This is a genomic window from Agromyces humatus (assembly GCF_021228295.1).
GTDB lineage: Bacteria > Actinomycetota > Actinomycetes > Actinomycetales > Microbacteriaceae > Agromyces > Agromyces humatus.
The window spans coordinates 335,714-355,015 of record NZ_JAJQPD010000002.1 but is presented as its reverse complement, the minus strand read 5'-3'; the positions used below and the strand labels follow the sequence as shown (position 1 = coordinate 355,015).

Genomic DNA, 19,302 nt, shown 5'->3' with positions numbered 1-19,302 from the left:
ATGCGTTCCGGAGCCAGGCTCGGCATCGACGTCGGTCGTGCCCGAATCGGCGTGTCACGCTGTGACGCCGGCGGACTCCTCGCGGTGCCCGTCGAGACGGTACCCAGATCGACAGACGGTGACGACGATGTGCGGCGCATCCTCGAACTCGCCTACGAGTTCGAGGCGATCGAGCTCGTCGTGGGCAATCCGCTGTCGCTCTCTGGGGCGGAGACACCGTCGACCGACGACGCGACCGCGTTCGCGAAGCGGCTTGCCGCGGCCGGCGCCACGGTGCGGCTCGTCGACGAGCGGCTCTCGACGGTGAGCGCCCAGCAGGCGCTTCGGGCGACGGGGAAGTCGAGCCGCAAGCAGCGTCCCATCATCGACCAAGTTGCAGCCGTTATCATTCTGCAACACGCCATCGACGCCGAGCGCGCCTCGGGGAACCCGCCCGGTCGCTCCGTCGATACCGATGAAGGGCAATTCCCCCTGTGACACAGCTCCCCCCAGAGCGCAACGGCACCGATCCGGCGACCGACTGGCACGCCCTGCTCGCCGGTGACGATTCGCGTCCGGTCGGCGATCGAACCGCCGCGCGGCCCGAGCAGGCACCGCCCGCGGCTGCCCGCGACGCGGGCCAGCCGATGACACGCCGCGAGGCCAGGGAGGCCGAACAGCGGCGTGCCGCAGCGATCGAGGCCGAGGAGCGGCACGCCGCCGCCATCGCAGCGGCGGAGGCCGCAACGGCGGCGGTGACGGCGGTGCCGTCGCAACCTGCCGGGTTCGACACGCTTGGGGCCCCGTCGCGCAGTGAGCGCCGCGCCGAGATCTCGGATCCGCATGAACCCGGGCGACCCCGACGACGCGGGGCGTGGGGCTGCCTGATCGGCCTCGTCGTGGTGATCGCGCTCGGCGTGGGCGCATTCTTCTTCCTGCAGGGCCCGATCACCGCGCTGGTCGACCGGTTCCAGCCCGCCGAGGACTTCGAGGGCACGGGGACGGGTGAGGTCGTGTTCATGATCCACGAGGGCGACACCGGCACTTCGATCGCCGACAACCTCGCCTCCGAAGACATCGTCGCGAGCGCCCAGGCATTCACCGAGGCCCTGGCCGAAGCCGACCCGACCCCGATCTTCTATCCCGGGGCCTACCTGATGGCCGAGCAGATGAGCGCGCAATCCGCGCTCGACGCCCTCCTCGACCCGGCGAACAAGCTCGAGAACACCTTCGTGATCCAAGAGGGCATGTGGGCGAAGAACGCCCTCGCAGAGGCCGCAGCCGTCACCGGCCTGCCGATCGAGGAGCTCGAGGCCGCGGCCGCCGACGTGACGACGCTGGGTCTTCCGGCGGAGGCGACCGGCGTCGAGGGTTTCCTGTTCCCGGCGACCTACACCGTCGACCCCGACATCACCGCACCCGCCCTCGTGAAGATGCTCGTCGACCGCTCGTTCGAAGCGCTCGATGCCGCGGGCGTCGCGCCCGAAGACCGCTGGCGAACGGTGGTCAAGGCCTCGCTCATCGAGCGTGAGGCGGGGCTGCGCGACGACTACTACAAGGTCTCGCGAGTGATCGACAATCGCCTGAATCCCGAACTGTTCGACAGCGGACTGTTGCAGTTCGACTCGACGGTGCACTATGGGCTCGGCGACGACTCGGTCGTCACGACGACCGATGCGCAGCGTGCCGATCCGGCGAACGCGTACAACACCTACGTGCATCCCGGCATGCCGCCCGGTCCGATCGGCAATCCGGGCGATCTCGCGATCGATGCCGCCCTGCATCCGGCCGACGGCTCGTGGCTGTACTTCGTGACGGTCAACCTCGACACCGGCGAGACGGTGTTCTCGGCGACCATCGACGAGCACGATGCGGCCGTCGAGCTGTTCCTCGCCTGGCTCGCCGACCACCCCGAGTACGGAGGCTGACACATGCGACGACTCGCGGTGCTCGGGTCGCCCATCGGGCATTCGCGCAGCCCCGCCCTGCATCGCGCGGCGTACGCCCGTCTCGGGCTCGACTGGGAGTACCACGCGATCGAGATGGACGGCTCCCGCCTCGGCGGTTTCATCGACGGGCTGGATGCCTCGTGGCGTGGCCTGTCGCTCACGATGCCGTTGAAGCAGGACGTGCTGCCGATGCTCGACCACGTCGACGAGGTCGCGCAGTTCACGGGTGCGGCGAACACCGTGGTGTTCGACGGCGGGTCGCGGCGCGGCTTCAACACCGACATCGGCGGCATCGTGCGAACGCTCGCGGAATCCGACGTGCGCCGGGTGGTCCATGGTGCGATCGTCGGCGCGGGGGCGACGGCCCTCTCTGCGCTCGTCGCCATGGCCGCGCTCGGCGCGGGCGACGTGCGCGTGCTCGTGCGCCGTCCGGGCGCGGCGCAGCCGGTCGTCGAACTGGGCCGGCGGCTCGGGGTCGTCGTCGAGGAGTCGCCGATCGCGGCGTTGGCCGATATCGACGACGCCGATCTCGTCGTCAGCACGCTCCCCGGGTCGGCCGGCCTCGACGTGGTGCCCAACCCGACCCTGGCGGCGACCGCACCGCTGCTCGACGTCGCCTACGATCCGTGGCCGACGGCGCTCGGTGCCTCGTGGCTGGAGGGCGGAGGACGCGTCGTTCACGGCCTCGGCATGCTGCTGCATCAGGCGCTCCTGCAGGTGCGCATCTTCGTGAACGGCGACCCGAATGCGCCGCTCGACGATGATGACGACGTGCTCGCCGTCATGCGCGACGCCCTGCGTTGACCCTGTGGAAGGATAGGAGTCATGCTCCGTTGGCTCACTGCCGGAGAGTCGCACGGGCCTGAGCTCGTCGCGATCCTCGAGGGTCTTCCCGCCGGTATCCCCGTTTCGCTCGACTCCATCCGTGCCGACCTCGCGCGCCGAAAGCTCGGCTACGGCCGGGGTGCGCGCATGAAGTTCGAGCAGGACGAACTGTCGATCTCGGGCGGCGTGCGACACGGCGTGAGCCTCGGCAGCCCCGTGGCCCTGCGCATCGGCAACACCGAATGGCCCAAATGGCAGGAGGTGATGAGCCCCGAGCCCGTCGACCCCGCCAGCCTCGGCCGCGGTCGCGGAGCGCCGCTCACGAGGCCCCGTCCGGGCCACGCCGACCTCGTCGGCATGCAGAAGTACGACTTCGACGAGGCGCGCCCGGTGCTCGAGCGGGCGAGCGCCCGCGAGACGGCCGCGCGCGTCGCGCTCGGCGCGGTCGCCAGGTCCTTCCTCGCCGAGCTGGGCATCCGCCTCGTCTCGCACACCCTCTCGATCGGCCCCGTGCGGGTGCCCGAGGGCCGGCCGCTGCCGATGCCCGATGATGTCGAACGGCTCGATGCCGACCCGCTGCGCTGCTTCGACCCCGAGACATCCGCCGCCATGGTCGCCGAGGTCGATCTCGCGCACAAAGACGGCGACACGCTCGGCGGCGTCGTCGAGGTGCTCGCCTACGGCCTGCCGCCGGGGCTGGGCTCGTACGTGCACTGGGACCGCCGGCTCGACTCGCAGCTCGCCGCCGCCCTCATGGGCATCCAGGCCATCAAGGGCGTCGAGGTCGGCGACGGATTCCTGACGACCACGCGTCGCGGCTCCGAAGCGCACGACGAACTGCACCAGGTCGACGGCCGCATCGCACGATCCAGCGATCGCGCCGGAGGCACCGAGGGCGGCATGTCCACCGGCACGGTGCTGCGCGTGCGTGCCGGCATGAAGCCCATCGCGACCGTGCCGCATGCCCTGCCGACGATCGACGTCGCCACTGGCGAGGCCGCCGCCGCGCACCACCAGCGATCCGACGTGTGCGCGGTGCCCGCGGCGGGCGTCGTCGCCGAGGCGATGGTCGCGCTCACACTCGCAGGCGCGGTGCTCGAGAAGTTCGGCGGCGACTCGGTCGAAGAGACCCGTCGCAACCTCGAGTCGTTCCTCGCCGCGATCCCCGACTCCCTGCGCACGGCCGTCGCGTCGGCAGAGGTCGCCCCCGACCGTGTCTGACGGCGAGCGCATCGCGCTGCCGATCGTGCTCGTCGGCCCGATGGGCGCGGGCAAGTCGCGCGTCGGGCAGCGGCTCGCGACATCCGTCGATGCGCCGTTCATCGACACCGACCTGCGCATCGCCGAACGCTACGGGCCGATCGACGAGATCTTCGCACGCGAGGGCGAGGAGTACTTCCGCATCGTCGAGCGCGAGGTCGTCGCCGAGGCGCTGCGCGAAGAGGCGGTGATCTCGCTCGGCGGGGGCGCCGTGCTGCACCCCGACACCCTGGCCGACCTCGCGGGGCTGGCCGTCGTGTGGCTGCGGGTCTCTCGCGAGGCGGTGCGGCCGAGGCTCGCGGGCGGCAACCGGCCGCTCATCGCCGAGGGCGGGCTCGACCGGTGGAGCGCGATCCTCGCGGAACGCCGGCCCCTCTACGAGGCCGTCGCCGATCTCTCCATCGATACGTCGCGCCGCTCGGTCGCACGCATCGTCGATGCCATCACCGAGCGATTCGGAGGAACACGATGACGGCAGGCCAGACGCGCACGAGCATTCGGGTGGGCGGCGAGACCGGCTACGAGGTCGTCATCGGGGCGGGCGTGGTCGGCGAGCTCGCCGACGTGCTCGGCACCGCACCCAGGAAGGTGCTCGTCGTCCACCCCGCCACGCTGGGGGCGCGCGCGGCCGCGCTTCGCGAGTCACTCAGCGACCGCTACGAGGTGCTGCTCGCCGAGGTTCCCGACGCCGAGGCCGGCAAGCGCGTCGAGGTCGCGGCCTTCTGCTGGCAGGTGCTCGGGCAGGCCGACTTCACGCGGAGCGACGCGATCGTCGGGTTCGGCGGGGGAGCGATCACCGACCTCGCCGGGTTCGTTGCCGCGACCTGGTTGCGGGGCGTGCGCGTCGTGCAGGTGCCGACGACGGTGCTCGGCATGGTCGACGCGGCCGTCGGCGGCAAGACCGGCATCAACACGAACGAGGGCAAGAACCTCGTCGGCGTCTTCCATGCACCGGCCGCGGTGCTCTGCGACGTCGAGCTGCTCGACACGCTGCCGAGGAACGAGATCCTCGCCGGATTCGCCGAGATCGTGAAGGCGGGCTTCATCCGCTACCCCGAGATCCTCGATGTCATCGAGGCCGACCCCGAGCGTGCGACCGACCCGTCGACCCCCGAGTTCCGGCGGGTGGTCGAACTGGCGATCCAGATGAAGGCCGATGTCGTCTCAGAGGACTTCACCGAACAGGGCCTGCGCGAGATCCTGAACTACGGCCATACGCTCGGCCATGCGGTCGAGCACGCCGAGCGCTACCAGTGGCGGCACGGCGCCGCGGTCGCGGTCGGCATGATGTTCGCGGCCGAACTCGGCCGGCTCTCGGGGCGCCTCAGCGACGAGGTCGCCGACCGCCACCGGCGGGTGCTCGACCTGCTCAGCCTGCCGACGAGCTACCCCGCCGGCCGCTGGAGCACGCTGCTCGCGACGATGCAGCGTGACAAGAAGGCCCGCGCCGGCCAGCTGCGGTTCGTCGTGCTCGACGACCTCGCCAAGCCGACAGTGATGCTCGCACCCGACCAGTCGCTGCTCTTCGCCGCGTACCAGGAGATCGGCTCGTGAGCGAGCGTCGCCTGCTGCTCGTCAACGGCCCGAACCTCAACCTCCTGGGCACCCGCGAGCCCGAGATCTACGGATCGCACACCCTCGACGACGTCGAGCGGCTCGCGACCGAAGTCGCGTTCGAACTCGGCTTCGACGTGCGCGCGGTGCAGAGCAACCACGAGGGCGTCCTCCTCGACGCGATCCACGCGGCCCGCCTCGATTGCGCGGGCATCGTCATCAACCCCGGCGGGCTCACGCACACCTCGATCGTGCTCCGTGATGCGCTCTCGGGGGTCGCGTTGCCCGTCGCCGAGGTGCACATCTCCGACGTGACGAAGCGCGAACCGTTCCGCCACCACTCGTACGTCGCCGATGTCGCGGTCGTCCACGTCATCGGCGAGGGGGTCGCGGGCTACGGCACCGCGGTGCGGCGCCTCATCGACGTCATCGTGGGGCGGGCCGACGGCTGAGCGAAGCCGTGGCACGCGGCATCCGCACCGCATTGGCGTGGTCGTAGCACAGCGACTAAACTCGACCGACTGAACTTCTGCGGCCCATTCCGGCCGAGCCTCTTCGCAACTGAAACGGATCCCATTCGCATGGCAAGCACCGCGGACATCAAGAACGGCGTCGTCCTCTCGATCGACGGCCAGCTCTGGAGCGTCATCGAGTTCCAGCACGTCAAGCCCGGCAAGGGCGGGGCCTTCGTCCGCACGAAGCTGAAGAACGTCGTCACCGGCAAGACCGTCGACCGCACGTACAACGCCGGCGCGAAGATCGAGATCGAGAACGTCGACCGCCGCGACTTCACCTACCTGTACAACGACGGCGAGGGCTTCGTGTTCATGGACGCGACCGACTACGAGCAGCTCACCGTCTCGAGCACCGTCGTCGGCGACGCCGCGAACTTCATGCTCGAGAACCAGGCCGTGACGATCGCCCTGAACAACGGCAACCCGCTGTACATCGACCTGCCGGCCTCGGTCGTGCTCGAGATCACCTACACCGAGCCGGGCCTGCAGGGCGACCGGTCGACCGGTGGCACCAAGCCCGCCACCGTCGAGACCGGCTATGAGATCCAGGTGCCGCTCTTCCTCGAGACGGGCACGAAGGTCAAGGTCGACACCCGCACGGGCGACTACCTCGGCCGCGTGAACGACTAGTGAGCGCACGCACGAAGGCGCGCAAGCGCGCGCTCGACCTGCTGTACTCGGCCGACATGCGTCAGGTCCCCGTCGAGCAGATGCTCGTCGTCGAGGCCGAGAAGGCCGCGAATGAGCCCGAGCGGGCGGCGTCGTGGCTGTACGCACGTGAGATCGTCGACGGCATCGTCGATCACCGTGACGAGATCGACGAGCTCATCGAGACGCACTCGCGCGGGTGGACCCTCGAGCGCATGCCCGCGGTCGACCGTGCCCTGCTGCGCATCGGCGTGTGGGAGATCGTCTTCAACGACGAGGTGCCCGACCCCGTGGCGATCGCCGAGGCCGTCGAAGCGGCCACCGTGCTCTCGACCGACGACTCGGCGGGGTTCGTGAACGGTCTGCTCGCCGCCGTCTCGCACGCGAAGCCCTAGCCGCTCGGGTCTGCTGCTCGCCGTCGGGTGAGCAGTGCGATGGTGTGGTCGACGACCTCGCGCGGGCCGTCGTGCGCGGCGAGCGACGCCGCCAATCGTTTCCGCGTTCGCGCGATACGACGGGTCGGTGCTCACGCGCCGCCAGGCGGTCAGGATCGCGCGCGGGCGAGGACGACCCGTGCAGAGGTTCACCCCGGCACCGGCCCACGCCACGCGGGCCGCGATCTCGGGCTTGTCGAGGTCGCCGCCGGCGACGATGAGCGGGATGCCCCGCGCAAGCGCAGCGAGCACCCCGCCCCAGCCGCCGTTAGTGATCATGACCTCGAGACGAGGCAGGAGCGGGCCGTAGGGCACCAGCCCCGCCACGCGAGCGTTCGGCGGAGCCGGAAACGGCAGGCCCGGGAAATCCGCTCGCCCGGTCGCGGCGACGAGCAGCACCTGTTGCCTGCCGAGGGCGGCGAACGTCGGCTCGATGAGATCGTGCGGGTCGACGTTGAGCGTGCCCTGCGTGACGTGCACGATCGGAGCATCGGATGACTCGACCTCGGGCCACCACGATGGCAGGGCGACATCGCTCGTGCGCGACCGGGTGAGTTCGCCGACGAAGACGACCTGCGTCGCGAGGTCGGAGCGGGGATACTCGAGTTCGGCGACTCCCGACGCGCACACGAGCTCAGGGGAGATGAAGGCCTGCTCCAGCGAGAGGCCGTCGGGTTGCAGACCGGCACGTTCACGTTCCTCGGCGTAGGCACCCTGGATTCCCCGTGACGCCAGGCGGGACACCGCCCGCAACGCGCGGTCGCGCAGGCGTCCGACGAGGCCCCTGGCCGGTGAGAGTCCGAGTATCGGCGGGGGCAGGTCGCGACTCGGGATGGTGAGCGGCACGATGCTGACGGTGACCCATGGAAGTCGGGCGCCGACTCCATCCCATAACGCGGGGGGTTCGACGCGCACCCCTCGAAGGGGGGAGCCGCGCGCCGATGCCCTGAGGTCGGCGTCGGTGCGCACCCCGACGCGCGTTCAGTGGGACTCCGGGCGACCGTGGTGCGCGTTCCCGGTGTGATGGTCATGTCGCCGCTTCCGGCCACTGAAACCCCCACCGCCTTCGAAAGGAATCATCATGTCCACCACCACCATCGGCAGCGGCCGTACCTCGACTGCCTCGGGTCTCGACAGCGTGCTCGACCGTGCGAACTCCGCACAGGCCGTCGTGCAGCGCTTCCTCGGCCGCGCCGGTCAGCCGACCCTGCGTGTCTCGCTCGGCCTCGTCTTCGTCGTCTTCGGAGCACTGAAGTTCATCCCCGGCGCCAGTCCGGTCGAGGGCCTCGTCAGCAGCACCTGGAATTCGCTGTCGTTCGGAATCATCGGCGGCTACACCGCGCTCGCGGTCACCGCGACCCTCGAGGTGCTCGTGGGGCTGACCTTCATCACCGGCGTCTTCCTGCGCATCGGCCTGCTCGCACTCGCCGCCACGTTCGTCGGCATCTTCTCGCCGCTCGTGTTCTTCACCGGCGAATTGTTCACGACCGCGGGACCGACCCTGACCGCGCAGTACATCCTCAAGGACGTCGTGCTCGTCGCCGCGGCGATGGTGGTCGGTGCCGTGGCACTGAAGCGCCCCATCGGCCGCCGCTGAAGCGCTTCGCAACCGCCGCCGCGGGCGGCCCCTGATGGGATCAGGGGCCGCCCGCGGCGCGTCTCACGCCATCTGGCGTCGCGGTGGCGTCCCGCAGCTCGACGTCGGCACGGGGCGCCCACGCGGCGAGCACCGCGGCCTCGATGCCCAGACCGATGAGGCTTCCGTGCGGCCAGTACGTGAACAGGATCGTCGCACCGACCACGATCGGCAGCGTCGCCGCGAGCAGCAGGCGCTCCCAGACCCGTGCGACGTCGCGCGGCGCGGCGAGCGCGACGACCATCGCCCACAGGCAGATCGCGAGCAGGGCGACGCCCTCGGCGCCCCACAACAGGTGCAATGGGGCATCCGTCGGGTGATTCAGGTACGACAGCAGTGTGAGCGGTGCGGCGACGAGCAGCAGCAGGCTGAGCACGCGGCCGCTCCAGCCGAGCGCGATGAGCGCCGGTCCGGTCGCGAACCAGAGGAGCAGGAACGAAACGGATGCCGCGGCGCCGAAGACGAGGTAGTAGTCGTGCAGTCCCATCGACGCCAACCAGAGGCGGATGCCGTCGTACACCGGTTGCGAGTCGAGTGCGCCGAGCCACGGCGGAATATCGGCGCCCGACCAGACCGCCTGCTGCGGAGGCAGGAGGAAGAACGCCCACGCCGCCGCGATGAGTGCCGTGGCGACGGCCCACGGCCGAGAGGGGTGCTCGCGCATCTTCGCACGCTATCCGTTCGCGCCGTCATGCGACAGCCCGCAGTCGTGGGACACGGTAGACTCGTGCGAGTTGACAACCTTTAAGGCCGTCCCGTGAGGCGGAGAAGGGAGTCGGTTGATGGCACGTGCCGTGCTCAGTCAGGCTGACATCCAGCGGGCGCTCACCCGCATCTCGCACGAGATCCTCGAGTCCAATCGCGGAAGCTCCGATCTCGTCCTCCTCGGCATCCCCACGCGCGGCGTCGCCCTCGCACGTCGTATCGCCGAGATCATCGACCGCATCGAACCCGATGCGCCGGCCGCGCTCGCGGGCGCGCTCGACGTGACCATGTATCGCGACGACCTCGGTCGCACCCGCACCCGCACCCCGGCACCCACCGAGGTGCCCCCCGGCGGCATCGACGGCAAGACCGTCGTGCTCGTCGACGACGTGCTCTACTCGGGCCGCACGATCAGGGCCGCCTTCGACGCACTGGCCGACCTCGGCCGGGCGCGCGCGGTGCGGCTCGCGGTGCTCGTCGATCGCGGACACCGCGAGTTCCCCATCCGCGCCGACTTCGTCGGCAAGAACCTTCCGAGCTCGACGCGCGAGCGCATCAACGTGCGACTCGTCGAGATCGACGGTGACGATGCCGTCACGATCGATGGGGGCGACGAGTGATGCACCTGCTCGGCACGCGCGACCTCGCCCGCGACGAGGCGATCAACCTGCTCGACATCGCCGAGGACATGGCGGCGGTGCAGGAGCGCGAGGTGAAGAAGCTCCCCACCCTGCGCGGCAAGACCGTGGTCAACCTGTTCTTCGAGGACTCCACCCGCACCCGCATCTCGTTCGAGGCGGCGGCGAAGCGACTCTCGGCCGATGTCATCAACTTCAGCGCCAAGGGATCGAGCGTGTCGAAGGGCGAGAGCCTGAAGGACACCGCGCAGACCCTGCAGGCGATGGGCGCCGACGGGGTCGTGATCCGCCACCACGCCTCGGGCGCCCCGCACACCCTCGCCACGAGCGGCTGGATCGACGCGGGGGTTATCAACGCGGGCGACGGCACGCACGAGCATCCGACGCAGGCCCTGCTCGACGCGTTCACGATCCGTCGCCGCTTGCACGGTGCCGCATCGCGTGGTCGCGGGCTCGACGACGTTCGCGTCGTGATCGTCGGTGACATCCTGCACTCCCGCGTCGCCCGCTCCAACGTGTGGCTGCTCACGACGCTCGGTGCCGAGGTCGAACTGGTCGCCCCGCCGACGCTCGTGCCCGTCGACACCGCCGCGTGGCCGGCGACGATCGGCTACGACCTCGACGCCGCGCTCGCAGCGGCGCCCGACGTGGTGATGATGCTCCGCATCCAGGCCGAGCGCATGCACGCCGCGTTCTTCCCCAACAGCCGCGAGTACGCCAGGACGTGGGGGCTCGACGACGCCCGGTTCGACCGGCTGCCCGGCACTACGATGGTCATGCACCCAGGTCCCATGAACCGCGGGCTCGAAATCTCGGCACGAGCAGCCGATTCACCTCGATCGACGGTGCGTGAGCAGGTCGCGAACGGAGTATCAGTGAGAATGGCCGCCCTCTATCTGCTGTTGTCGAGCGAGCGGGGTGAAGCCTGATGAGCGAACGCCACCTCATCACGGGTGCGACGTTGCCGACGGGCGAGCGCGCCGACATCCTGCTCGACGGCGGCATCATCGCCGAGGTCGGCACGATCGCCGATGCCGCGGGCGCGACGGTGTTCGACGCCGACGGGCTCATCGCGCTCCCCGGGCTCGTCGACCTGCACACGCACCTCCGCGAACCGGGCTACGAGCAGAGCGAGACCGTGCTCACCGGCACCCAGGCCGCTGCGGCCGGTGGCTTCACGGCAGTCTTCGCGATGGCGAACACCTTCCCGGTCGCCGACACCGCCGGCGTCGTCGAGCAGGAGACGAGCCTCGGCAAGGCCGCCGGCTACGCCACGGTGCAGCCGATCGGCGCGGTCACGGTCGGCCTGAAAGGCGCCGAGCTCGCGGAGCTCGGGGCGATGGCGCGATCGCGGGCGAACGTGCGGGTGTTCAGCGACGACGGCTTCTGCGTCTCCGACCCGCTCCTCATGCGCCGCGCACTCGAGTACGTCAAGGCGTTCGACGGCGTGATCGCCCAGCACGCGCAGGAGCCGCGCCTCACCGAGGGCGCCCAGATGAACGAGGGTGCACTCTCGGGCGAACTCGGCCTCACCGGCTGGCCGGCCGTCGCCGAGGAGTCGATCATCGCGCGCGACGTCCTGCTCGCCGAGCACGTCGGCAGCCGGCTGCACGTGTGCCACGTCTCGACCGCGGGCTCGGTCGAGGTCATCCGCTGGGCGAAGGCCCGCGGCATCGACGTGACCGCCGAGGTCACCCCGCACCACCTGCTGCTGACCGAAGACCTGGTCTCGGACTACGACCCGCGGTTCAAGGTCAACCCGCCGCTGCGCCGCACCGAAGACACCCTGGCGCTGCGCGCTGCGCTCGCCGACGGCACCATCGACATCGTCGCCACCGACCACGCACCGCACCCCGTCGAGGCCAAGCAGAGCGAGTGGGACGCCGCGGCCAACGGCATGGTCGGGCTCGAGTCCGCCCTGTCGGTCGTGCACGCTGCGGTCGTCGAGACGGGGCACATGAGCTGGGCGGATGTCGCGCGTGTGATGTCGCAGGCGCCGGCACGCATCGGACGGCTCCGTGGCCACGGCGAGGCGATCGCCGTCGGAGCGGCGCCCGAGTTGACGCTGTACGACCCGGCAGCGGCATCCGTCTTCGATCTCGACCGGCTCGCCGGTCGCAGCATCAACTCGCCGTATCTCGGGCGGAGTCTGCCCGGTCGGGTGGTCGCGACGTTCCACGCCGGCTATTCGACCCTCGCGAACGGCGTCGTGCGCGACGCCGGCGAGGTCGCCGCGCTGGCCCTGGCGGTGTCGAATGGATAAGTGGATCGGCGGAATCGTCGCGGTCGTCGTCGTCGCCGTCATCGTCTGGCTCATGTACCGGTCGTGGCGACACCGCACCGTGCGCGACGAATCGCTCACCTCCTACCCGCTTCCCGAATCGCCCGGCGCGCCCGCGCTCGAGGCCGAGGTGCTCTACGTCGCGACGACCCCGGTCGGCGATCCGCTCGAGCGACTCGCCGTGAAGGGGCTCGCGTTCCGGGGCGCGGCGCACGTCGAGGTGGTGAGCCCGGGCGTGATCCTGAGGATCGCCGGAGAGTCGACGACCTTCATCCCGGCCGCCCGACTCGTCGGTGCGTCGACCGCGAGCTACACGATCGATCGCGGCGTCGAACCCGACGGACTCGTCGCGCTCACGTGGTCGCCGCGCGCGGCCGATGAAACCGAGCCGGCTCGCCGCGTCGACAGCTACCTTCGCGCCCGCTACGCGGGCGACGCGGCCAGGATCATCCGGGCCGTCAACGACATCGCCGCGGCGCCCGCCGTGCCGCGGCCCGAACACGAGAGCGAGGCCTCGGATGGCTGAGATCCCCACCACCGCGTCAGCGCCCGTCGACACGACCGAGCCCGCTGCGCCCACGACCGGCCGCACGAGCGAGCCCGCCGTGCTCGTCCTCGAAGACGGCAAGCGGTACGAGGGGCGCGCGTACGGCGCCCGTGGCCGCACGCTCGGAGAGGCGGTCTTCGCCACCGGCATGACCGGGTACCAGGAGACGCTGACCGACCCGTCGTACGCAGGTCAGATCGTCCTGATGACGGCTCCGCACATCGGCAACACGGGCATGAACGACGAAGACGAGGAGTCGGCGCGCATCTGGGTCGCCGGGTTCATCGTGCGCGACCCGTCCCGGGTGGTGTCGAACTTCCGGTCGCAGCGCAGCCTCGATGACGACCTCATCGCGTCGGGCGTCGTGGGCATCTCGGGCATCGACACCCGAGCCGTGACCCGGCACCTCCGGTCGGCGGGGGCCATGCGCGCCGGCATCTTCTCTGGTGACGCCGCCGCCCTCAGCCACGGTGAGCAGCTCGCGCTCGTGCAGTCGGGTGCCCAGATGAGCGGTCGCAACCTCTCAGGAGAGGTGTCGACCGCCGAGCGTTACACGGTCGAGTCCACGCGGGAGCGCGTCGGATCGGTCGCCGTGCTCGACCTCGGGGTCAAGACCTCGACGTTGAACCACCTCGCCGAACGCGGGTTCGACGTACACGTGCTCCCGCAGACCGCGACGGCCGACGAGGTGCTCGCGCTCGAGCCCGACGCGCTGTTCTTCTCGAACGGGCCCGGCGACCCCGGGGCATCCGATCGCCATGTCGACCTGCTGCGCACGGTACTGCGAGAGGGCGTGCCCTACTTCGGCATCTGCTTCGGCAACCAGCTGCTCGGCCGCGCCCTCGGGTTCGGCACCTACAAGCTGACGTTCGGGCACCGGGGCATCAACCAGCCGGTTCTCGACCGGGCCACGGGCCGCGTCGAGATCACCGCGCACAACCACGGCTTCGCCGTCGATGCACCCATCGACCGCGTGAGCGAGTCGAGCGAGGGCTTCGGGCGGGTCGAGGTGAGCCATGTCGACCTCAACGACAACGTCGTCGAGGGCCTCAACTGCCTCGACATCCCCGCGTTCAGCGTGCAGTACCACCCCGAATCGGCGGCCGGCCCGCACGACGCGAACTACCTCTTCGACCGGTTCCGCGACATGGTCATCGCGAGCAAGGAGTCCAAAGCCTGATGCCCAAGCGCGACGACATCAACAGCGTCCTCGTCATCGGATCCGGTCCGATCGTCATCGGACAGGCCGCCGAGTTCGACTACTCGGGCACGCAGGCGTGCCGCGTGCTGCGGGCAGAGGGCGTGCGGGTCATCCTCGTGAACCCGAACCCGGCCACGATCATGACCGACCCCGACTTCGCCGACGCGACGTACATCGAGCCGATCACCCCCGAGATCATCGAGTCGATCATCGTCAAGGAGCGGCCCGACGCGGTGCTGCCGACCCTGGGTGGCCAGACGGCGCTCAATGCGGCCATCGCGCTGCACGACGCGGGCATCCTCGAGAAGCACGGCGTCGAGCTCATCGGCGCGAAGGTCGACGCGATCCGCAAGGGTGAAGACCGCCAGCTCTTCAAGGACCTCGTCATCGAGGCCGGTGCCGACGTCGCGCGTTCGCACGTCGCGAAGACGGTCGACGAGGCCAAGACCTTCGCCGAAGACCTGGGCTACCCCCTCGTGGTGCGCCCCTCGTTCACGATGGGCGGACTCGGATCGGGCTTCGCGTACACCGAGGAGGAGCTCGTGCGCATCGTGACGCAGGGCCTCCATGACTCGCCGACCACCGAGGTGCTCCTCGAGGAGTCGATCCTCGGCTGGAAGGAGTACGAGCTCGAGCTCATGCGCGACACGCACGACAACACGGTCGTCGTGTGCTCGATCGAGAACGTCGACCCCGTCGGCGTGCACACGGGCGACTCGATCACCGTCGCCCCGGCGCTCACGCTCACCGACCGCGAATATCAGCAGCTGCGCGACATCGGCATCGACATCATCCGTGCGGTCGGCGTCGACACCGGCGGGTGCAACATCCAGTTCGCCGTCGACCCGGCCGACGGCCGCATCATCGTCATCGAGATGAACCCGCGCGTCTCACGCTCGTCGGCGCTCGCCTCCAAGGCCACGGGATTCCCGATCGCGAAGATCGCGGCGAAGCTCGCCATCGGCTACCGGCTCGACGAGATCCCGAACGACATCACGCGAGTGACCCCGGCGAGCTTCGAGCCGACGCTCGACTATGTCGTCGTCAAGGTTCCGCGGTTCGCGTTCGAGAAGTTCCCGGCGGCCGACCCCACGCTCACCACGACCATGAAGTCGGTCGGCGAGGCCATGGCGATCGGTCGCAACTTCGCGACGGCGCTGCAGAAGGCCCTGCGGTCGCTCGAGAAGCGCGGCTCGTCGTTCCACTGGGGCGACGAGGAGCGCAGTGTCGACGAACTCCTCGAACTCGCATCCGTCCCCACCGATGGCCGCATCGTGTTCGTGCAGCAGGCGCTGCGCAGGGGCGCCACGATCGAGCAGGCGTTCGACGCGACCAAGATCGACCCGTGGTTCCTCGACCAGATCGTGCTCATCAACGAGGTGGCGCAGACGGTGGCGTCGGCCGAGGCGCTCGACACCGACCTGCTGCGCCTCGCCAAGGACCACGGCTTCTCCGACGCGCAGATCGCGCAGCTGCGCGGGTTCGGCAGCGAGGCCGACGCACGCGAGGTGCGGCACATCCTCGGAATTCGCCCGGTGTACAAGACGGTCGACACGTGTGCGGGGGAGTTCCCGGCGCTCACGCCGTACCACTACTCGAGTTACGACGTCGAGACCGAGGTCGAGCCGTCGACGCGCAGGAAGGTCGTCATCCTGGGGTCTGGGCCGAATCGCATCGGCCAGGGCGTCGAGTTCGACTACTCGTGCGTGCACGCGTCGTTCGCGCTCTCCGACGCCGGGTTCGAGACGATCATGATCAACTGCAACCCCGAGACGGTCTCGACCGACTACGACACGAGCGACCGGCTGTACTTCGAGCCGCTCACGCTCGAGGACGTACTCGAGGTCATCCACGCCGAGTCGCAGTCGGGCGAGCTCGTCGGCGTCGTCGTGCAGCTCGGCGGGCAGACCGCGCTCGGTCTCGCGAAGGGCCTCGAGGCGGCGGGCGTGCCGATCCTCGGCACCACTCCCGACGCGATCGACCTGGCCGAGGAGCGGGGCCTGTTCGCCGGAATCCTCGAGAGCGCCGGGCTGCTCGCGCCGCGCAACGGCACCGCCATCGACCTCGCCGGCGCGGTGCACGTCGCCGAGGGCATCGGCTACCCCGTGCTCGTGCGCCCGAGCTACGTGCTCGGCGGCCGAGGCATGGAGATCGTCTACGACTCGCCCTCGCTCGCCGACTACTTCGCCCGCATCGAAGGGCAGGGCATCGTCGGACCGAGCCACCCGCTGCTCGTCGACCGGTTCCTCGACGATGCCATCGAGATCGACGTGGATGCCCTCTACGACGGCACCGAGCTGTACATCGGCGGCGTGATGGAGCACATCGAGGAGGCGGGCATCCACTCGGGCGACTCGAGCTGCACCCTGCCGCCGGTGACCCTCGGACGGGCCGAGGTCGACCGGGTGCGCGAGGCCACGCGAGCGATCGCAGAGGGAATCGGCGTGCGCGGTCTGCTCAACGTGCAGTTCGCGATCGGGGCGGGCGTGCTCTACGTGCTCGAGGCGAACCCCCGCGCGAGCCGCACCGTGCCGTTCGTGTCGAAGGCGCTCGGCATCGCGCTCGCCAAGGCGGCCAGCCGCATCATGGTCGGCGCGACGATCCGCGAACTCGTGGACGAGGGCATGCTGCCCGAGTCCGACGGCTCGCGCATCCCGCTCGATGCCCCGGTCGCCGTCAAAGAGGCCGTGCTGCCGTTCCACCGCTTCCGCACCCGTGAGGGCATCATGGTCGACTCGGTGCTCGGTCCCGAGATGCGCTCGACGGGCGAGGTCATGGGCATCGACCGCGACTTCCCGCGTGCGTTCGCGAAGAGCCAGCTCGCCGCCTACGGCGGCATGCCGAAGACCGGCACCGTGTTCGTCTCGGTCTCCGACCGCGACAAGCGATCCATCGTGCTGCCGGTGCTGCGTCTGCAGCAGCTCGGCTACGAGCTCACCGCGACCGAGGGCACTGCCGAGGTGCTGCGGCGGCACGGCATCAAGGCGCGCGTGGTGTTGAAGTTCAGCGACAAGCCCACTGAAGACGCGGCGTCGGTCGTCGAGCTCATCCACCGGGGCGAGGTCGACGTCGTCGTCAACACCCCGAGCGGGCGCTCGGCGCGTGCTGACGGCTACGAGATCCGTGCCGCGGCGGTCGCCGCCGACATCCCGCTGTTCACGACGATCGCGGAACTCTCGGCGGCCGTCGCGTCGCTCGATGTCGTCGGTGACGGGTTCGAGGTGACCAGCCTGCAGGAGTACGCCCTGCGCAGGGCGGAAACGGCATGAAGGGCGAACGGATCTCGTTCGGCGACCGGCTCGGGGCCGTGTTCGCCGCATACGGGCACCTCTGCGTCGGCATCGACCCGCACGCGGCGCTGCTCGCCCGTTGGGGTCAGCCCGACTCGGCCGAGGGAGCGCGCGAGCTCGGGCTGCGAACGGTGGAGGCGGCGGCCGGCCGCGTCGGCATCGTGAAGCCCCAGATCGCGTTCTTCGAGCGCCACGGCGCTGCGGGATACGCGGCGCTCGAGCGCGTGCTGCGCGAGGCGCGCGATGCCGGGCTCCTGGTGATCGCCGACGTCAAGCGCGGCGATATCGGCTCCACGGTCGAGGCCTACGGCGAGGCGTGGCTTCGGCCCGGTTCACCGCTCGAGGCCGATGCCATGACGATCAGCGCCTACCAGGGCCTCGGGTCGATCGAACCGGTCATGTCGACCGCCGATGCCGCGGGCAAGGGGCTGTTCGTGCTCGCCGCCACCTCGAACCCCGAAGCGGCGGCGATCCAGCGCGCGGTCCTGCAGCAGTCGTCCCGCGCGGGCAGCACGGTCGCCGACGCCATCACGCACGGCGTCATCGGGTGGAATCACGGGCGACCGGATGCCGCGACACGCGCACTCGGCTCGATCGGCGTCGTCTTCGGCGCCACGACCGACCTCGCGCTCGCGGGCATCGACATCGACGGCGAGGCGCGGCGCCCCGGACTGCCGGTGCTGGCGCCCGGGTTCGGCCATCAGGGAGCCCAACCCCGAGAGCTCCGCGCCCGGTTCGGCGCGTTCGCCGGCGGTGTCATCGCGAACGAATCCCGCTCGATCCTCGAGGCGGGTCCCGACGGGCTGGTCGATGCGATCGCCCGCAGAGTCGACGAGTACGGAGCGGCAATTGCCTGAGCACACGACTGATCCGAGCAGCCGGTCGGATGCGGCCGCGACGCGCACGCCCCCCGAGGTCGACCGGGTCGCGGCATCCCGCGCCGCCGTGGCAGCACGTCGTGCCCGCGCCGCGGTCAAGACGCAGATCGCCGACGGGATTCGCAGTCCGCTCGACGTGCTACGCGAGGCATACGAGCGGCCCGAGGGTGTCGAGGGACGTCTGCGCGTCACCGAGTTCCTGACCTCGATCCCCGCGATCGGGGCGACGAAGTCCGCTCGGATCATGCATGAGCTCGAGATCTCGACGTCGAAGCGGCTCGGCGGTCTCGGGCGCCTGCAGCGCCGCCGCCTGCGCGAGTTCGTCGCCGACTGGATCGCCGCGCACGGCGGCACCGGCGACCGGCTGGTCGTGCTCGCAGGCCCCACCGCGGTCGGCAAGGGCACGGTCGCCTCGTACATCCGCCGCCACCACCCCGAGGTGCGGCTGTCGGTCTCGGCGACGACCCGCGCTCCGCGACCCGGCGAGGTCGAGGGCGAGAGCTACTTCTTCGTCGACGACGCGGAGTTCGACCGCCTGGTCGAGGCGGGCGAACTGCTCGAGTGGGCCACCGTGCACAACGCGTCGCGCTACGGCACCCCGCGCAAGGCCGTCGACGAGGCGATCGCGGCCGGCAACAGCGTGTTGCTCGAGATCGACATCCAGGGCGCACGCTCGGTTCGCCGCGCGATGCCCGAGGCGACGCTCGTGTTCCTGCTGCCGCCATCGTGGGATGAACTCGTGCGCCGACTCGTCGGCCGCGGCACCGAGAGCCCGTCGGAACAGCAGCGTCGGCTCGAGACCGCGAAGGTCGAACTCGCCGCCGTCGACGAGTTCGACCACCAGGTCGTGAACCACGAGGTCGGCGAGGCCGCGCAGAAGGTCGTAGACTTGATGAGATCTCGCAAGGGTCGGCACTGAGCCGAATCGGTTCCGGCTGCCCTCGCCCCGACTTTCCGCGCGC

The 19,302-nt window shown here is 70.2% G+C and carries 19 protein-coding genes and 1 pseudogene; 18 read left to right on the top strand and 2 right to left on the bottom strand.

The annotated features are described in order from the left end of the window. The 9 genes from ruvX (at position 1) to nusB (ending at position 7,125) form a co-directional block, all read left to right on the top strand. A complete protein-coding gene (ruvX, locus tag LSF15_RS04300; protein ID WP_232497288.1) occupies positions 1 to 477 on the top strand; it encodes a Holliday junction resolvase RuvX in 477 nt (158 codons plus the stop codon). Further along, positions 474 to 1,907 carry an endolytic transglycosylase MltG gene (gene mltG / locus LSF15_RS04295; protein ID WP_232497287.1) on the top strand — a complete coding sequence of 478 codons (1,434 nt, stop codon included), beginning with the start codon at positions 474 to 476 and terminating at the stop codon, positions 1,905 to 1,907. Before ruvX ends, mltG begins: the two co-directional genes overlap by 4 nt. 3 nt (positions 1,908 to 1,910) lie before the next feature. Beyond that, positions 1,911 to 2,732 carry a shikimate dehydrogenase gene (locus LSF15_RS04290; RefSeq protein WP_232497286.1) on the top strand — a complete coding sequence of 274 codons (822 nt, stop codon included), beginning with the start codon at positions 1,911 to 1,913 and terminating at the stop codon, positions 2,730 to 2,732. Between the two features lie 21 nt (positions 2,733 to 2,753). Beyond that, a complete protein-coding gene (aroC, locus tag LSF15_RS04285; protein ID WP_232497285.1) occupies positions 2,754 to 3,974 on the top strand; it encodes a chorismate synthase in 1,221 nt (406 codons plus the stop codon). Beyond that, complete coding sequence (locus LSF15_RS04280; RefSeq protein WP_232497284.1) at positions 3,967 to 4,485, top strand: shikimate kinase; 519 nt, start codon at positions 3,967 to 3,969, stop codon at positions 4,483 to 4,485. The genes aroC and LSF15_RS04280 overlap by 8 nt, the downstream gene beginning before the upstream one ends. Further along, the gene (aroB, locus tag LSF15_RS04275) at positions 4,482 to 5,567 is read left to right on the top strand and encodes a 3-dehydroquinate synthase (protein WP_232497283.1); all 1,086 of its coding nucleotides are present in this window, start codon (positions 4,482 to 4,484) and stop codon (positions 5,565 to 5,567) included. The genes LSF15_RS04280 and aroB overlap by 4 nt, the downstream gene beginning before the upstream one ends. Beyond that, positions 5,564 to 6,019: a type II 3-dehydroquinate dehydratase gene (locus tag LSF15_RS04270; RefSeq protein WP_232497282.1), complete on the top strand. Its 456-nt coding sequence runs from the start codon at positions 5,564 to 5,566 to the stop codon at positions 6,017 to 6,019. The genes aroB and LSF15_RS04270 overlap by 4 nt, the downstream gene beginning before the upstream one ends. Positions 6,020 to 6,148: 129 nt before the next feature. Then, entirely contained in the window at positions 6,149 to 6,712 is a 564-nt protein-coding gene (gene efp, locus LSF15_RS04265; RefSeq protein ID WP_232497281.1) for an elongation factor P, read from the top strand. Then, positions 6,712 to 7,125, top strand: a complete 414-nt coding sequence (gene nusB, locus LSF15_RS04260; RefSeq protein WP_232497280.1) for a transcription antitermination factor NusB — start codon at positions 6,712 to 6,714, stop codon at positions 7,123 to 7,125. Before efp ends, nusB begins: the two co-directional genes overlap by 1 nt. Before the next feature lie 105 nt (positions 7,126 to 7,230). Here the strand turns inward: nusB and LSF15_RS19170 are convergent. Next, positions 7,231 to 7,794 (bottom strand): annotated as a pseudogene (locus tag LSF15_RS19170) (glycosyltransferase); the annotation flags it as partial. A 451-nt stretch (positions 7,795 to 8,245) separates the two neighbouring features. Between LSF15_RS19170 and LSF15_RS04255 the strand changes: the two are divergent. Continuing rightward, positions 8,246 to 8,761 (top strand): DoxX family membrane protein, encoded by a 516-nt coding sequence (locus LSF15_RS04255; protein WP_232497279.1) that lies wholly within the window; start codon positions 8,246 to 8,248, stop codon positions 8,759 to 8,761. 40 nt (positions 8,762 to 8,801) lie between these two features. Here LSF15_RS04255 and LSF15_RS04250 read toward each other — a convergent pair whose 3' ends face one another. Beyond that, positions 8,802 to 9,464 carry a hypothetical protein gene (locus LSF15_RS04250; RefSeq protein ID WP_232497278.1) on the bottom strand — a complete coding sequence of 221 codons (663 nt, stop codon included), beginning with the start codon at positions 9,462 to 9,464 and terminating at the stop codon, positions 8,802 to 8,804. A gap of 115 nt (positions 9,465 to 9,579) precedes the next feature. On the opposite strand from LSF15_RS04250, the gene pyrR reads away from it, so the two are divergent. Genes pyrR through gmk form a run of 8 tightly spaced genes read left to right on the top strand, consistent with a single transcriptional unit; the run spans position 9,580 to position 19,259 of the window. Then, positions 9,580 to 10,125: a bifunctional pyr operon transcriptional regulator/uracil phosphoribosyltransferase PyrR gene (gene pyrR, locus LSF15_RS04245; RefSeq protein WP_232497277.1), complete on the top strand. Its 546-nt coding sequence runs from the start codon at positions 9,580 to 9,582 to the stop codon at positions 10,123 to 10,125. After that, complete coding sequence (locus LSF15_RS04240) at positions 10,122 to 11,072, top strand: aspartate carbamoyltransferase catalytic subunit (RefSeq protein ID WP_232497276.1); 951 nt, start codon at positions 10,122 to 10,124, stop codon at positions 11,070 to 11,072. Before pyrR ends, LSF15_RS04240 begins: the two co-directional genes overlap by 4 nt. Next, positions 11,072 to 12,406: a dihydroorotase gene (locus tag LSF15_RS04235; RefSeq protein WP_232497275.1), complete on the top strand. Its 1,335-nt coding sequence runs from the start codon at positions 11,072 to 11,074 to the stop codon at positions 12,404 to 12,406. Before LSF15_RS04240 ends, LSF15_RS04235 begins: the two co-directional genes overlap by 1 nt. Beyond that, the gene (locus tag LSF15_RS04230; protein WP_232497274.1) at positions 12,399 to 12,950 is read left to right on the top strand and encodes a PH-like domain-containing protein; all 552 of its coding nucleotides are present in this window, start codon (positions 12,399 to 12,401) and stop codon (positions 12,948 to 12,950) included. The genes LSF15_RS04235 and LSF15_RS04230 overlap by 8 nt, the downstream gene beginning before the upstream one ends. Continuing rightward, complete coding sequence (gene carA / locus LSF15_RS04225) at positions 12,943 to 14,151, top strand: glutamine-hydrolyzing carbamoyl-phosphate synthase small subunit (RefSeq protein WP_232497273.1); 1,209 nt, start codon at positions 12,943 to 12,945, stop codon at positions 14,149 to 14,151. Before LSF15_RS04230 ends, carA begins: the two co-directional genes overlap by 8 nt. Then, positions 14,151 to 17,441 (top strand): carbamoyl-phosphate synthase large subunit, encoded by a 3,291-nt coding sequence (carB, locus tag LSF15_RS04220; protein WP_232497272.1) that lies wholly within the window; start codon positions 14,151 to 14,153, stop codon positions 17,439 to 17,441. The genes carA and carB overlap by 1 nt, the downstream gene beginning before the upstream one ends. Beyond that, positions 17,438 to 18,319: an orotidine-5'-phosphate decarboxylase gene (gene pyrF, locus LSF15_RS04215; RefSeq protein WP_232497271.1), complete on the top strand. Its 882-nt coding sequence runs from the start codon at positions 17,438 to 17,440 to the stop codon at positions 18,317 to 18,319. Before carB ends, pyrF begins: the two co-directional genes overlap by 4 nt. Next, positions 18,312 to 19,259 (top strand): guanylate kinase, encoded by a 948-nt coding sequence (gmk, locus tag LSF15_RS04210; RefSeq protein WP_232497270.1) that lies wholly within the window; start codon positions 18,312 to 18,314, stop codon positions 19,257 to 19,259. Before pyrF ends, gmk begins: the two co-directional genes overlap by 8 nt. Positions 19,260 to 19,302 lie beyond the last annotated feature (43 nt).

Bases quoted from the DNA above. Each gene is read 5' to 3' on its own strand.
- ruvX (WP_232497288.1), top strand. From the start codon at position 1: ATGCGTTCCGGAGCCAGGCTCGGCATCGACGTCGGTCGTGCCCGAATC.
- LSF15_RS04290 (WP_232497286.1), top strand. From the start codon at position 1,911: ATGCGACGACTCGCGGTGCTCGGGTCGCCCATCGGGCATTCGCGCAGC.
- aroC (WP_232497285.1), top strand. From the start codon at position 2,754: ATGCTCCGTTGGCTCACTGCCGGAGAGTCGCACGGGCCTGAGCTCGTC.
- aroB (WP_232497283.1), top strand. From the start codon at position 4,482: ATGACGGCAGGCCAGACGCGCACGAGCATTCGGGTGGGCGGCGAGACC.
- efp (WP_232497281.1), top strand. From the start codon at position 6,149: ATGGCAAGCACCGCGGACATCAAGAACGGCGTCGTCCTCTCGATCGAC.
- LSF15_RS04255 (WP_232497279.1), top strand. From the start codon at position 8,246: ATGTCCACCACCACCATCGGCAGCGGCCGTACCTCGACTGCCTCGGGT.
- LSF15_RS04250 (WP_232497278.1), bottom strand. From the start codon at position 9,464: ATGCGCGAGCACCCCTCTCGGCCGTGGGCCGTCGCCACGGCACTCATC.
- LSF15_RS04235 (WP_232497275.1), top strand. From the start codon at position 11,072: ATGAGCGAACGCCACCTCATCACGGGTGCGACGTTGCCGACGGGCGAG.
- LSF15_RS04230 (WP_232497274.1), top strand. From the start codon at position 12,399: ATGGATAAGTGGATCGGCGGAATCGTCGCGGTCGTCGTCGTCGCCGTC.
- carA (WP_232497273.1), top strand. From the start codon at position 12,943: ATGGCTGAGATCCCCACCACCGCGTCAGCGCCCGTCGACACGACCGAG.
- carB (WP_232497272.1), top strand. From the start codon at position 14,151: ATGCCCAAGCGCGACGACATCAACAGCGTCCTCGTCATCGGATCCGGT.
- pyrF (WP_232497271.1), top strand. From the start codon at position 17,438: ATGAAGGGCGAACGGATCTCGTTCGGCGACCGGCTCGGGGCCGTGTTC.